Below are 13396 nucleotides of genomic sequence, written 5' to 3' on the forward strand. Positions count from 1 at the left end.
CGTGATGGCAGGAAACACAATTGGACAACTCTTTCGCGTCACGACGTTTGGCGAATCGCACGGCCTGGCGCTGGGCTGTATCGTCGACGGCGTACCGCCCGGCATTCCGCTAACCGAAGCCGATCTGCAGCACGATCTCGATCGCCGACGTCCGGGAACATCGCGCTATACTACCCAGCGCCGCGAACCGGACCAGGTTAAAATCCTCTCCGGCGTATTCGAGGGGGTGACTACCGGGACCAGCATTGGTCTGCTGATTGAGAATACCGATCAGCGTTCTCAGGATTACGGCGCGATTAAAGACGTTTTCCGCCCGGGTCACGCTGACTACACCTACGAACAGAAATATGGCCTGCGCGACTATCGCGGCGGCGGTCGTTCCTCTGCCCGTGAAACCGCTATGCGCGTGGCTGCCGGAGCGATTGCCAAGAAATTCCTCGCCGCGAAATTCGGGATTGTGATTCGCGGCTGCCTGACCCAGATGGGGGATATTCCTCTGGCTATCAAAGATTGGGAACAGGTTGAACAAAACCCGTTCTTCTGTCCGGATCCAGAGAAAATTGAAGCGCTCGATGAACTGATGCGCGGCCTGAAAAAAGAGGGCGACTCCATCGGAGCGAAAGTAACCGTGGTGGCCGATGGCGTTCCGCCGGGGCTCGGTGAGCCGGTATTTGACCGCCTCGATGCGGACATTGCGCACGCGCTGATGAGCATTAATGCGGTGAAGGGCGTGGAAATTGGCGATGGTTTTGAGGTGGTGAAGCTTCGCGGCAGCGAAAACCGCGATGAAATTACCAAAGCGGGTTTCCAGAGCAACCACGCGGGCGGCATTCTCGGTGGTATCAGCAGCGGTCAGCAGATCGTGGCGAACATTGCGCTGAAGCCTACCTCCAGTATTACCGTTCCGGGACATACGATTAATCGCTCTGGCGAAGAAGTCGAGATGATCACCAAAGGGCGTCACGATCCCTGCGTTGGCATTCGTGCGGTACCGATTGCCGAAGCGATGCTGGCGATCGTGCTTATGGATCACTTTATGCGTCAGCGCGCGCAAAATGGCGACGTGACGACATCAATTCCACGCTGGTAATAGATGAAAAAAACCGTTATCGCACTGCTGGCGCTTCTCGCCAGCGGTACCAGCCTGGCGGCAACGCCGTGGCAGAAAATCACCCAGCCCATCAGCGGCAGCCCGCAGTCGATCGGTGCATTTGCCAATGGCTGCATCGTTGGCGCGCAGGCGCTGCCGTTAAACGCCACCGGCTATCAGGTGATGCGTACCGATCAGCGCCGCTACTTCGGCCATCCGGATCTCGTGCAGTTTATTCAGCGTCTAAGCAACCAGGCGTATAACAGAGGTATGGGAACGGTACTGATTGGCGATATGGGGATGCCAGCCGGGGGGCGTTTCAACGGCGGTCATGCCAGCCATCAGTCCGGGCTTGACGTCGATATTTTTCTGCAGCTTCCGCAGGCGCGCTGGAGTTCAGCTCAGCTGCTGAAGCCGCAGGCGCTGGATCTGGTGGCCCGCGATGGTAAGCGCGTCGTGCCGTCGTTGTGGAGCCCGCAAATTAGCCAGTTGATTAAGATGGCGGCGGAAGATAGCGACGTCACGCGTATTTTCGTCAACCCGGCAATTAAGCAGCAGTTGTGCCTGGATGCCGGTAACGATCGCGACTGGCTACGCAAAGTTCGCCCATGGTTCCAGCACCGGGCGCATATGCACGTGCGCCTGCGCTGTCCGGCAGGCAGCCTTGAGTGCGAAGATCAGGCTCCGCCACCGGCCGGCGATGGCTGCGGTGCGGAATTGCAAAGCTGGTTTGAACCCCCTAAACCAGGATCAACCCCACCTGTGAAGAAGACGCCGCCTCCGCTGCCGCCTTCCTGCCAGGCGCTACTGGATGAGCATGTTCTTTAATGGATAGTTTTATCGATCTTTTTATGGTGTCGCCGACGGTAATGGTGGTGCTGTTTTTCGTGGCCATTCTGGCGGGATTTATTGACTCCCTGGCGGGCGGTGGCGGGCTATTAACCGTCCCGGCCCTGATGGCGGCGGGTCTTCCTCCAGCGCAGGCGCTGGCAACGAATAAGCTGCAGGCCTGCGGCGGGTCGCTGTCCGCTTCGCTTTATTTCATCCGCCGCAAGGTAGTGAATCTGGCCGACCAGAAGCTCAATATTCTGATGACCTTTCTCGGCTCGACCGGCGGCGCGCTGCTGGTCCAGCACGTCCAGTCTGATGTTCTCAAACAGATACTGCCAATCCTGGTTATCGGCATTGGCCTCTATTTTCTGCTGATGCCGAAACTCGGCGAAGAGGACCGGCAGCGACGTCTGTACGGTCTGCCGTTTGCCCTGGTGGCTGGCGGCTGCGTCGGTTTTTACGATGGTTTCTTTGGCCCGGGCGCCGGATCCTTTTACGCGCTGGCTTTCGTCACCCTGGCGGGGTTCAATCTGGCGAAATCGACCGCGCATGCAAAATTGCTTAACGCGACGTCCAACGTTGGCGGCCTGCTGCTGTTTATTATTGGCGGTAAGGTGATTTGGGCGACCGGCTTTGTGATGATGGCCGGGCAGTTTATCGGCGCTCGCGCGGGATCGCGACTGGTGCTGAGCAAAGGACAGTCACTGATTCGGCCAATGATCGTTGTGGTGTCGGCGGTGATGAGCGCGAAACTTCTTTATGATAGCCATGGACAGGAGCTCCTCCGCTGGTTGGGGATGAACTAATGAACAGTACGCATAAATACGAACAGCTGATCGAAATCTTCGACGGCTGTTTTGCCGTTGATTTTAATACCCGTCTGATTAAAGGCGATGACGAACCGATCTATCTTCCAGCAGATGAAGAGGTGCCCTACAACCGCATCGTCTTTGCCCACGGCTTTTATGCCAGCGCGCTGCACGAGATTTCGCACTGGTGCATTGCCGGAAAGGCGCGCCGCGAGCTGGTTGATTTCGGTTACTGGTACTGCCCGGACGGGCGCGACGCGATGACCCAGTCAAAATTTGAAGACGTCGAGGTGAAACCTCAGGCGTTCGACTGGCTGTTTTGCGTGGCAGCGGGATATCCGTTTAACGTCAGCTGCGACAATCTGGAAGGGGATTTTGAACCCGATCGGATCGCTTTTCAGCGGCGGGTACATGCCCAGGTCATGATCTACCTGGAGCAAGGGATCCCTGAGCGTCCCGCGCGTTTTATCAAGGCGCTGCAAGAATATTACCAAACGCCGCCTTTGACGGCAGAACAGTTCCCGTGGCCGGAAGACCTGCACTAAGGCCACGCTTTACATAATATGAGGAAAGAAGATGATCGCGGAGTTTGAATCACGCATTCTGGCGTTAATTGACAATATGGTAGACCACGCCAGTGATGATGAACTGTTTGCCGGCGGTTATCTGCGCGGCCACCTGACGCTGGCGGTGGCCGAGCTGGAAGGAGAAGGGGAGCATACTGCGCAGGCGGTGCATGATAAAGTGACCCAAAGCCTGGAAAAAGCCATCAGCGCGGGCGAACTGTCGCCGCCGGATCAGATACTGGTGCAGGGAATGTGGGACAGTTTGTATCAGAAGGCGATGCAGGCGTAGTTCTGTAGCGCTTACTTAAGCCGACGCCCGGCGTTCATCCCGCCGGGCACGGTTCCTCCGCTATTATTTCACCGCTCTCCCTTTCAGCAGTTTTCTTACCCATAGCCGGTTCGGATTCAGCGCAGCTAGCGTCTCTTGATCCATCGGTAATGGCTCATTGCTCATTTGCGCCGCGAGGATCTCTGCCGCGAGCGGGGCGGAGCAGAGGCCGCGCGAACCCAGCGCTCCCAGCATATAAAGATTGCGGTAAACCGGCGCTGCTTCGGCCTTATCCTGATGTTCAGCCAGCGAGGCATATTCACTTAAGGTCGCGTCATAATCAGGCACGCTGCCGACCATCGGCAAATGATCGCGCGTCGCACAGCGCACGCCGCTGCGGGACTCATTCGCGCTTACGTCAACCTCCCGCGTCCATTGCGCCTGCGGGAAACAGTCTATCAGACGCTGTCGATTCTGCTGCTGATCGTCGGCGCTAAACGCGGTATCCGTCTGTCCACGATGATAGCTGGCGCCGATGCAGTGCTGCTGGTTGTGCGGGTTTTGCGGCGTCAGGTAGCCGTTGTAGCACAGCACCTGGCGTAAAGACGATAGCCCTGGCGTTGTTGGTATATGGCTGACCTGGCCGGCGACGGGATACATCGGAAGATGCTCCGTCTGGCTGAAGCGGGTTACCTGATGGCCATTGGCCAGCACCACGACTTCATGAAACTGACGATCGTTTAATTGCCAGCCGGTATTGTCCGCGCTGATAGTCTCTACGGGATAGCGGTAGTGAACCCGTAATCCGCGAGTGGCGGCGAGCGCCAACAGTTCTGCGGTTAACTGCTGGGGGCACAGCCAGCCTCCGGCGGGATAGGTTATTCCTCCGCAGCCGGTTTCCACTCCTGCTTGTTCCGCAGCGCTCTGCGCATTAACGGCGAGGGCGATTTCCGGCGGCAGATTAAGCTCAACCATCTGGGCAATTTTATGCGCGCTTTTTTCATCCCAGCCCAGCTGCGTCACCCCGCACCAGTCATGATCGAACATGACCGGCAGATCGTCGTAGAGGCGGCGAGCGAAAGTAAATGCAGCGGGGAAAAAGCGGGCCAGGGCGGGGTCGTGCTGGCTGAGCAGCGGATAGAGCGCTCCCTGGCGATTGCCGGATGCGCCTTGTGCCGGAGCGTCATCGGCGCAGTATAGTGTCACCTGCCACCCGCGCCGCAGCAGCGCCAGAGCGAGCAGGGCGCTGGCGATCCCTCCGCCAACAATCGCCGCATCGCGCTGTTCGGTGCCGCTGCGGGCAAACCACGGCGCACGCGCGGGAAAGTTGAGTCGTTGATTCATTTCCCCGATGAGCATTTCTCGCTTGCGGCCAAAGCCCTTGCGTTTCTGCATGCTGAAACCGGCTTCCTCCAGCCCGCGGCGCACAAAACCTGCGGAGGTAAAGGTGGCCAGAGTGCCGCCGGGTCTCGCCAGGCGAGCCATTGCCGCAAAGAGTTCCGCCGTCCACATGTCCGGGTTTTTGGCGGGCGCAAAGCCATCCAGAAACCAGGCGTCTACCTGCTGATTGAGCGAGTCGTCCAGCTCGTTGGTCAGCTGGTTAATATCGCCAAACCATAAATCCAGCGTGATGCGGCCCTCGTCCAGCAGCAGTCGATGACAGCCGGCAAACGGCAGTGGCCAACGGGCCTGCAGCTGCTCGGCCCAGGGCGCAAGCTCCGGCCAGTGCTGGTGAGCGAGGCGCAGATCGTCCGCGCGCAGCGGGAATTTTTCGAAACTGATGAAGTGTAATCTTTGCAGGGTAGCCTGAGGGTTATCGCGGCGAAAAACGTCAAACGCCTGCCACAGCGTCAGAAAGTTAAGGCCGGTACCGAACCCGCTTTCGGCAACCACAAATAACGGACGTGAATGTGTTGAAAAGCGTTCGTTGAGCCGGTTGCCGTCGAGGAAAACGTAGCGCGTCTCTTCCAGACCGTTGTCATTGGAAAAGTAGACATCGTCGAAATCTCGGGAAACAGGTGTACCCTCAGCGTTGAATTCCAGGTTGGCAGGTTGTATGGCGTTTTGTTTCACGTAAGTTACTCGAATCACAAGGCGTAGAACGATCTTAACGATGTGTGCCTGAGGGCGCAAATTTATACACAAATTGGCTGATCGGACTTGTTCGGCGTACAAGTGTACGCTATTGTGCGACTCGAAACTTAATATAGTGCGACTTACAGAGGTATTGAATGAAACGTGCAGTGATTACTGGCCTGGGCATCGTTTCCAGTATTGGTAATAACCAGCAGGAAGTCCTGGCATCTCTGCGTGAAGGACGCTCCGGGATCACTTTCTCTGAAGAGTTTAAAGATTCGGGAATGCGCAGCCACGTATGGGGCAACGTTAAACTGGATACAACCGGTTTGATCGACCGTAAAGTGGTTCGTTTCATGAACGATGCCTCTATCTATTCCTATCTCTCCATGCAGCAGGCGATTGAAGATGCAGGCCTGAAAGATGAGGTCTATCAGCAAAACCCGCGCGTGGGCCTGATTGCCGGTTCTGGCGGTTCTTCTAAGTCTCAGGTTTTTGGCGCTGATGCCATGCGCAGCCCGCGCGGCCTGAAAGCTGTAGGTCCTTATGTGGTGACCAAGGCGATGGCATCCGCGGTCTCCGCTTGCCTTGCAACACCTTTCAAAATTTACGGTGTGAACTACTCCATCAGCTCCGCCTGCGCAACGTCTGCGCACTGCATCGGTAATGCTGTGGAACAAATCCAGCTGGGCAAACAGGATATCGTGTTTGCCGGTGGCGGCGAAGAGCTGTGCTGGGAGATGGCGTGTGAGTTCGACGCGATGGGCGCGCTGTCCACCAAATATAACGAAACGCCGGATAAAGCTTCCCGTACTTATGATACCCACCGTGATGGTTTCGTTATTGCTGGCGGCGGCGGTATGGTTGTGGTTGAAGAGCTGGAACATGCTCTGGCGCGCGGCGCGCACATCTATGCTGAAATCGTTGGCTACGGCGCAACTTCCGATGGCGCAGATATGGTTGCCCCGTCCGGTGAAGGTGCGGTTCGCTGCATGAAGATGGCGATGGAAGGCGTAGATACGCCAATTGACTATCTGAACTCCCACGGTACCTCTACGCCGGTAGGCGATGTGAAAGAGCTGGGGGCGATTCGCGAAGTCTTCGGCGATAACAGCCCGGCTATCTCCGCGACCAAAGCGATGACCGGTCACTCCCTGGGCGCCGCTGGCGTACAGGAGGCTATCTACTCTCTGCTGATGCTGGAACACGGCTTTATTGCCCCGAGCATCAACATTGAAGAGATGGACGAACAGGCAGCTGGTCTGAACATTGTGACCGAGCCGACCGAGCGTGCGCTGACTACCGTAATGTCTAACAGCTTCGGCTTTGGCGGTACTAACGCCACGCTGGTGATGCGTAAATACAGCGCATAACGAGCACGCTTTGCAAGGGGAGCCTGCCGGCTCCCCTTTTTTGTATTCTTGACAGACCCCTGGGTGTAAAGGCAAACTCCTGCCACAACATTATTCTCTCAGATAATGCGTAAGCGTTTAACGTCATCCAACGCGCCTTAAACCTGATAATCAGGTGGAGAGGGCGTGGCCATCACCTCGCCTTACTCTGCGAACTGGAGTAAAGCATGTCCGCAGTCACTGAAACAAAAAAAATGCCTTCAGCGAATGGTTCGCTGTTTCGGATCACTTTCGCCGTTTTTCTTACCTATATGACCGTTGGCCTGCCGCTGCCGGTTATCCCCTTGTTCGTTCATCAGGAACTGGGCTTCGGCAACACCATGGTTGGTATCGCCGTTGGTATCCAGTTTCTGGCGACCGTATTAACCCGCGGCTATGCAGGTCGCCTGGCGGACCAGTACGGCGCGAAACGCTCTGTGCTACAGGGGATGCTGGCCTGTGCGCTGGCTGGAGGTGCCTGGCTATGCGCCGCGCTGCTGCCGGTCCCCGTAATGGCGAAGTTTGGCCTGCTGGTGCTGGGCCGTCTGATCCTGGGGTTTGGTGAAAGCCAGCTGCTCACCGGCAATTTAAGCTGGGGAATGGGGCTGGTGGGCCCGATGCGCTCAGGTAAAGTGATGTCGTGGAACGGCATGGCGATATACGGCTCGCTGGCGGCCGGAGCTCCGCTGGGGCTGCTGATCTACAGCCATTACGGCGTTGCAGCGCTGGCCGGCGTCACCATGGTGCTGCCGCTGGTGGCGTGGGCAATTAACGGCACGGTGCGTAAAATTCCCGCCCACGGCGGCGAGCGTCCGTCGCTGTGGAGCGTGGTGGGAATGATCTGGCGGCCCGGTATCGGTCTTGGACTGCAGGGCGTCGGTTTCGCGGTGATAGGCACGTTCGTCTCCCTCTATTTCGCCAGCAACGGCTGGGCGATGGCCGGTTTTACCTTAACCGCGTTTGGTGGAGCATTTGTGCTGATGCGCGTGCTGTTTGGTTGGATGCCGGACCGCTTCGGTGGGGTGAAAGTGGCCATCGTTTCGCTGTTGATTGAGGCGGTAGGCCTGGCGCTGCTCTGGCAGGCGCCCAATGCCTGGGTCGCGCTGGCGGGCGCGGCGCTAACCGGCTGCGGTTGCTCGCTTATCTTCCCGGCGCTGGGCGTAGAGGTTGTGAAGCGGGTACCGCCGCAGGTTCGAGGAACGGCGCTTGGCGGCTACGCCGCGTTTCAGGATATCTCCTACGGCGTCACCGGCCCGCTTACCGGATTGCTTGCGACTTCTTTAGGCTATTCTTCCGTCTTCCTGGCGGCGGCAATATGCGCCGTGCTGGGGATCCTCATTACGCTGGTATCGCTGCGTAAATAGGCCTTTTGTTCGGCCCGGTATACGGGCCGAACAGGCGGTTAAATCACCAACCACAGCAAAATAAGCCCCGCGAGCAGCGTCAACGCGATAGCCCAGGGCTTTTTAAACGCCAGCCACGGCGATGAAGGCGGCGCCTGAACCGGCGGGATCGCCAGCGTCTCTTGCGCTCTGGCGACCCTGAGCACGAAAATTTTGTTCAGCAGCGTCAGCAGCTGGGCTGCGCTTAGCGGCGTTTGCGCCGTTGCGTGCCAGCTGGTTTGCGCAAAATCCATCACTCTTTGCCACTCCGCGGCTTCAAGCGGCTGCTTCAAGGAGGCCTGCAATGACATCAGCGTCGGCGTAGCCTGCGTGCTGAGCGTTTGCCGCGCATGGAGCCAGTAAGAGAGGGGAGTGAAGTGGGTCGCCGGGATCAGTTCCCCGCTTTTGACGCCGCTTAGCTCCAGCATCGACTGCCAGATGAGCTTGCTGGACTCCCCGGTAGCTGCTGCCAGTTTGGTCACCTGTTGATTGAGCGTATTGTGTTCCGCTGGCAGCAGTGGACGATGAGTTGGCGGGCGCTGCTGCGGCTGAGGAATCGAGAGCTGGCCGCTTTGCAGCAGTTGCAAAACATTCTCCAGCTGCGGCTGAGTGAGCGCATGCAGCGCGGTTTGACCGTCATGCTGACGAATATAATCGCTGACCGCCTGACGATTATTACCCTGGTTCAGCAGTTCGCTCAGCTGCGCCAGGATTTGCCGGCGGTGGTGATTCTGTTGGGCAAGGATTAAGCGCTGGTTCAGGCTGTGTTCGGCGGCCGCAAAATGGCTTGCCAACAGCGGGGCGTCGTTTTTCAGGCTCAGATCGTGCTTTACGCAGGCCCACACTTCCGCACTTTGCTGCGATGTTAACGCCACCAGGCGCGTAATGAGCCGCTCAAGCGCGGTGCGCTGCTGGGTAGTGAGCGGAGGTTCGCCTGTCCCCGGAGGGCGATCGGACATACCTGAAACGGGATGCGTCATGATTAATCCTTTGCGTAGTGCTGTACTAAATTACTGTACTCAGGGCCGGGTGGTGATGTTCCTGGCGGGCAGATTATGGCACACTTCCCCGGTTTACTCTCGCTCTCAGACAGGTACTGAACCGTGAAAATCCTCGTTGATGAAAATATGCCCTATGCGCGTGAGCTTTTTAGCCGCCTGGGGGAAGTGAAGGCCGTTGCGGGTCGTCCCGTTCCGGTCGAAGCGCTCAATGACGCTGATGCGCTGATGGTGCGATCCGTCACCAAAGTTAACGAAGCGCTGCTCTCCGGCAAGGCTATCAAATTTGTTGGCACCGCAACGGCAGGCACCGACCATGTCGATCAGGCGTGGCTGCAGCGGGCGGGAATCGGTTTTTCCGCGGCGCCGGGCTGTAACGCTATCGCGGTGGTGGAATATGTCTTTTCAGCGCTGCTCATGCTGGCTGAACGCGATGGCTTTGCGCTGCGCGACCGTACCGTCGGGATCGTAGGCGTCGGCAACGTGGGCGGGCGCCTGCACAAACGTCTCGAGGCGCTGGGAATTAAAACGCTGCTTTGCGATCCCCCGCGCGCCGATCGCGGCGATGAGGGCGACTTCCGTCCTCTTGACGAGCTGGTGCAGGAAGCCGATATTCTGACTTTCCATACGCCGCTCTATAAGGAAGGGCAGTATAAAACGCTGCATCTGGCGGATGAGGCGCTGATTCGCCGCCTGAAGCCGGGGACGATATTAATCAACGCCTGCCGTGGGGCAGTGGTGGATAACGCTGCGCTGCTTAAACGACTACAGGAAAATCAGCCGTTAAGCGTGGTGCTGGATGTCTGGGAGCCGGAGCCGGACCTCAATATCGAGCTGCTCAAGCGGGTGGATATTGGTACGCCGCATATTGCCGGCTACACCCTTGAAGGAAAAGCGCGCGGTACGACCCAGGTTTTTGAGGCCTACAGCGCGTTTATTGGCCACCCGCAGCAGGTGGCGCTGGACACGCTGCTACCGGCGCCGGAGTTTGGCCGCATTACGCTGCACGGGCCGCTCGATCAGGCAACGCTAAAACGGCTGGCGCATTTGGTGTATGATGTGCGCCGCGATGATGCGCCGCTGCGAAAAGTCGCGGGCGTTGCGGGCGAGTTCGATAAGCTGCGCAAGAATTACCAGGAACGTCGCGAATGGTCTTCGCTGTACGTGCAGTGTAGTGATGCCCAGGCGGCGACGCTGCTGCGCCAGCTTGGCTTTAACGCCGTACATCATCCTGTTCGTTAATATCATCTTAATGCTCCTGCTGGATAATCCGGCAGGGCCGCTTTTTTTCTGGAGTACACCACCATGTCTGAAGGCTGGAATATTGCCATACTGGGCGCAACGGGCGCCGTAGGCGAAGCCCTGCTCGAAACTCTTGCCGATCGTCAGTTCCCGGTGGGGGATATTTATGCCCTTGCGCGTAGCGACAGCGCCGGTGAACATCTGCGTTTTGCGGGCAAGTCGGTTCTCGTACAGGATGCGGCGGAGTTCGACTGGACCCAGGCCCAGCTGGCATTTTTTGCCGCGGGTGTAGAAGCGACCGCAGCGTATGTCGAAGAGGCCACGAACGCGGGCTGCCTGGTGATTGACTTAAGCGGTCTGTTTGCTCTGGAGCCGGATGTGCCGCTGGTGGTGCCGGATGTTAACCCGTTCGTACTGGCGGATTACCGCAACCGTAACGTTATCGCGGTAGCGAATAGCCTGACAAGCCAGCTGCTGTCGGCGTTAAAACCGTTGATCGATCAGGGCGGTCTGTCGCGTATAAGCGTAACCAGCCTGCTTTCTGCTTCCGCTCACGGTAAAAAAGCGGTTGATGCGCTGGCGGGCCAGAGCGCTAAATTACTCAATGGTATGCCAATCGATGACGATGATTTCTTCGGCCGCCAGCTGGCGTTCAATATGCTGCCGCTGCTGCCCGATCGTGAAGGAAGCGTGCGCGAAGAGCGACGTATCGTCGATGAAGCCCGCAAGATACTGCAGGATGACGGTCTGATGATCTCCGCTAACGTCGTGCAGTCGCCGGTGTTCTATGGCCACGCGCAGATGGTGAGCTTTGAAGCGCAGCGTCCGCTGGCGGCCGAAGAGGCGCGCGATGCCTTTAGCCGCGGGGAAGATATCGAGCTGTCCGAAGAGGGCGAATTCCCGACGCAGGTCGGGGATGCTTCCGGCAACGCCCGCCTTTCCGTCGGCTGCGTGCATAACGACTATGGTATGCCTGAACAGGTGCAGTTCTGGTCAGTCGCCGATAACGTTCGTTTTGGCGGCGCGCTGATGGCGGTGAAAATCGCTGAGAAGCTGGTTCAGGAGTATTTGTACTGATGTCTGAGATGGAGCAGCCGCCGGTCTACAAAATCGCGCTGGGCATCGAATACGATGGCAGCAAGTACTACGGCTGGCAGCGGCAGAACGAAGTCCGCAGCGTACAGGAGAAGCTGGAAAAGGCGCTCTCGCAGGTAGCGAACGAGCCTGTTAACGTTTTTTGCGCGGGCCGTACGGATGCCGGCGTTCACGGAACCGGCCAGGTCGTGCATTTTGAAACGCGCTCGCAGCGTCAGGATGCCGCATGGACCCTGGGCGTCAATGCCAATTTACCCGGCGATATCGCGGTTCGCTGGGTGAAGCGGGTTCCTGAGGATTTTCACGCCCGCTTCAGCGCCACCGCGCGCCGCTATCGTTATGTTATCTATAATCATCGTCTGCGGCCGGCGGTATTGAGCCGCGGCGTAACCCATTATTATCACCCGCTGGATGCAGAACGGATGCAGCGCGCCGCTCAGTGCCTGCTGGGAGAGAATGATTTCACCTCGTTTCGTGCGGTGCAGTGCCAGTCGCGCACGCCGTGGCGGAACGTGATGCACATTAACGTCACTCGTTATGGTGCATATGTGGTGGTGGACATCAAAGCGAATGCCTTTGTACATCATATGGTAAGGAATATTGTCGGCAGTCTGATGGAAGTAGGTGCCGGTAACCAGCCAGAGAGCTGGATTGCAGAACTTCTGGCGGCAAAAGACAGGACGCTTGCCGCCGCAACGGCAAAGGCGGAAGGATTGTATCTGGTGGCGGTGGATTACCCGGCGCGCTACGACCTCCCTGTCATGCCGATGGGCCCGCTGTTTTTGGCGGACTAACCTGGTCATTAAGGGCTAACGCAAATTATGGATCTGATTCACTTTTTAATCGATTTTATCCTGCACATTGATGTGCATCTGGCTGAGCTGGTCGCGGAGTACGGTATTTGGGTATACGCGATTTTGTTTTTGATTCTGTTCTGCGAAACCGGCCTGGTGGTCACGCCGTTTCTGCCGGGGGATTCTCTGCTGTTTGTGGCAGGAGCGCTCTCCGCGCTGCCGACTAACGATCTCAACGTGCATTTAATGGTGCTGCTGATGGTGATTGCGGCGATTGTTGGCGATGCGCTGAACTACACGATTGGCCGGCTGTTCGGTGAAAAGCTTTTCAGCAACCCCGATTCGAAAATTTTCCGCCGCAGCTATCTGGATAAGACCCATAGCTTCTACGAACGCCACGGCGGCAAAACCATCATCCTGGCCCGTTTCGTGCCGATTGTCAGAACGTTTGCGCCGTTTGTTGCGGGAATGGGGCATATGTCCTATCGTCATTTTGCGATGTATAACGTCGTTGGCGCGCTGCTTTGGGTACTGTTATTTACCTATGCGGGTTATCTGTTTGGCGATTTGCCGATCGTACAGGAAAACCTTAAGCTGCTGATCGTCGCGATTATTGTTCTGTCCGTACTGCCTGGCGTCATTGAAGTCATCCGCCACAAGCGGGCGGCGGCGAAACAGACGAAATAACGCGGCGACGATCTTCGGACGGTATGCCGCCGTCCGAAGAGTGAAGTGTGAGCGGTTCGACCACTTTTTTATCCCATGTTACGGGATGTTATGATTTAATGTGCAACATTCATGGTCTGTGAGGGGCAAAAATGGCATTATGCGCCCCTTGCGACAAAACTGGCATC

General features: G+C 57.5%; 13 protein-coding genes. 11 read left to right on the forward strand and 2 right to left on the reverse strand.

Annotated elements, in window-relative coordinates:
• Positions 1-4 precede the first annotated feature (4 nt).
• The 5 genes from aroC to HMPREF3178_RS19735 are packed head-to-tail and all read left to right on the forward strand — an operon-like array spanning position 5 to position 3585.
• Entirely contained in the window at positions 5-1090 is a 1086-nt protein-coding gene (gene aroC, locus HMPREF3178_RS19715) for a chorismate synthase (protein ID WP_004104176.1), read from the forward strand.
• 3 nt (positions 1091-1093) lie between these two features.
• Complete coding sequence (mepA, locus tag HMPREF3178_RS19720; RefSeq protein WP_049127943.1) at positions 1094-1918, forward strand: penicillin-insensitive murein endopeptidase; 825 nt, start codon at positions 1094-1096, stop codon at positions 1916-1918.
• Positions 1918-2727: a sulfite exporter TauE/SafE family protein gene (locus tag HMPREF3178_RS19725; protein ID WP_064355762.1), complete on the forward strand. Its 810-nt coding sequence runs from the start codon at positions 1918-1920 to the stop codon at positions 2725-2727. Before mepA ends, HMPREF3178_RS19725 begins: the two co-directional genes overlap by 1 nt.
• On the forward strand, positions 2727-3275 hold the full coding sequence (locus HMPREF3178_RS19730) for an elongation factor P hydroxylase (protein ID WP_004104167.1): 549 nt from the start codon (positions 2727-2729) through the stop codon (positions 3273-3275). Before HMPREF3178_RS19725 ends, HMPREF3178_RS19730 begins: the two co-directional genes overlap by 1 nt.
• A 31-nt stretch (positions 3276-3306) precedes the next feature.
• A complete protein-coding gene (locus HMPREF3178_RS19735; protein ID WP_004104165.1) occupies positions 3307-3585 on the forward strand; it encodes a YfcL family protein in 279 nt (92 codons plus the stop codon).
• 63 nt (positions 3586-3648) lie between these two features.
• Here the strand turns inward: HMPREF3178_RS19735 and mnmC are convergent, their stop codons facing one another.
• Positions 3649-5637 carry a bifunctional tRNA (5-methylaminomethyl-2-thiouridine)(34)-methyltransferase MnmC2/FAD-dependent 5-carboxymethylaminomethyl-2-thiouridine(34) oxidoreductase MnmC1 gene (gene mnmC, locus HMPREF3178_RS19740; protein WP_070585473.1) on the reverse strand — a complete coding sequence of 663 codons (1989 nt, stop codon included), beginning with the start codon at positions 5635-5637 and terminating at the stop codon, positions 3649-3651.
• A 158-nt stretch (positions 5638-5795) separates the two neighbouring features.
• Here mnmC and fabB point away from each other — a divergent pair, with 158 nt between their 5' ends.
• On the forward strand, positions 5796-7013 hold the full coding sequence (gene fabB, locus HMPREF3178_RS19745) for a beta-ketoacyl-ACP synthase I (RefSeq protein WP_004104161.1): 1218 nt from the start codon (positions 5796-5798) through the stop codon (positions 7011-7013).
• A gap of 206 nt (positions 7014-7219) precedes the next feature.
• Positions 7220-8395 (forward strand): MFS transporter, encoded by a 1176-nt coding sequence (locus tag HMPREF3178_RS19750; RefSeq protein ID WP_070585425.1) that lies wholly within the window; start codon positions 7220-7222, stop codon positions 8393-8395.
• A gap of 38 nt (positions 8396-8433) precedes the next feature.
• On the opposite strand, the gene flk is transcribed toward HMPREF3178_RS19750, so the two are convergent.
• Positions 8434-9393: a flagella biosynthesis regulator Flk gene (flk, locus tag HMPREF3178_RS19755; RefSeq protein ID WP_004104157.1), complete on the reverse strand. Its 960-nt coding sequence runs from the start codon at positions 9391-9393 to the stop codon at positions 8434-8436.
• A 123-nt stretch (positions 9394-9516) separates the two neighbouring features.
• Here flk and pdxB point away from each other — a divergent pair, with 123 nt between their 5' ends.
• The 4 genes from pdxB (at position 9517) to HMPREF3178_RS19775 (ending at position 13229) form a co-directional block, all read left to right on the forward strand.
• A complete protein-coding gene (gene pdxB / locus HMPREF3178_RS19760; RefSeq protein ID WP_004104156.1) occupies positions 9517-10653 on the forward strand; it encodes a 4-phosphoerythronate dehydrogenase PdxB in 1137 nt (378 codons plus the stop codon).
• A gap of 63 nt (positions 10654-10716) precedes the next feature.
• Positions 10717-11730, forward strand: a complete 1014-nt coding sequence (locus HMPREF3178_RS19765; protein WP_004104155.1) for an aspartate-semialdehyde dehydrogenase — start codon at positions 10717-10719, stop codon at positions 11728-11730.
• Entirely contained in the window at positions 11730-12542 is an 813-nt protein-coding gene (gene truA / locus HMPREF3178_RS19770; protein WP_004104154.1) for a tRNA pseudouridine(38-40) synthase TruA, read from the forward strand. Before HMPREF3178_RS19765 ends, truA begins: the two co-directional genes overlap by 1 nt.
• A gap of 27 nt (positions 12543-12569) precedes the next feature.
• Entirely contained in the window at positions 12570-13229 is a 660-nt protein-coding gene (locus tag HMPREF3178_RS19775; protein ID WP_070585427.1) for a DedA family protein, read from the forward strand.
• Positions 13230-13396 lie beyond the last annotated feature (167 nt).

It is taken from the genome of Klebsiella sp. HMSC09D12, from assembly GCF_001808475.1.
Classification (GTDB): Bacteria; Pseudomonadota; Gammaproteobacteria; order Enterobacterales; family Enterobacteriaceae; genus Klebsiella; species Klebsiella oxytoca.

What these genes read in the sequence shown, in the direction of transcription:
- aroC (WP_004104176.1), top strand. Translation starts at nt 5, where the DNA reads ATGGCAGGAAACACAATTGGACAACTCTTTCGCGTCACGACGTTTGGC.
- HMPREF3178_RS19725 (WP_064355762.1), top strand. Translation starts at nt 1,918, where the DNA reads ATGGATAGTTTTATCGATCTTTTTATGGTGTCGCCGACGGTAATGGTG.
- HMPREF3178_RS19735 (WP_004104165.1), top strand. Translation starts at nt 3,307, where the DNA reads ATGATCGCGGAGTTTGAATCACGCATTCTGGCGTTAATTGACAATATG.
- flk (WP_004104157.1), bottom strand. Translation starts at nt 9,393, where the DNA reads ATGACGCATCCCGTTTCAGGTATGTCCGATCGCCCTCCGGGGACAGGC.
- HMPREF3178_RS19730 (WP_004104167.1), top strand. Translation starts at nt 2,727, where the DNA reads ATGAACAGTACGCATAAATACGAACAGCTGATCGAAATCTTCGACGGC.
- mepA (WP_049127943.1), top strand. Translation starts at nt 1,094, where the DNA reads ATGAAAAAAACCGTTATCGCACTGCTGGCGCTTCTCGCCAGCGGTACC.
- HMPREF3178_RS19750 (WP_070585425.1), top strand. Translation starts at nt 7,220, where the DNA reads ATGTCCGCAGTCACTGAAACAAAAAAAATGCCTTCAGCGAATGGTTCG.
- fabB (WP_004104161.1), top strand. Translation starts at nt 5,796, where the DNA reads ATGAAACGTGCAGTGATTACTGGCCTGGGCATCGTTTCCAGTATTGGT.
- HMPREF3178_RS19775 (WP_070585427.1), top strand. Translation starts at nt 12,570, where the DNA reads ATGGATCTGATTCACTTTTTAATCGATTTTATCCTGCACATTGATGTG.
- HMPREF3178_RS19765 (WP_004104155.1), top strand. Translation starts at nt 10,717, where the DNA reads ATGTCTGAAGGCTGGAATATTGCCATACTGGGCGCAACGGGCGCCGTA.
- truA (WP_004104154.1), top strand. Translation starts at nt 11,730, where the DNA reads ATGTCTGAGATGGAGCAGCCGCCGGTCTACAAAATCGCGCTGGGCATC.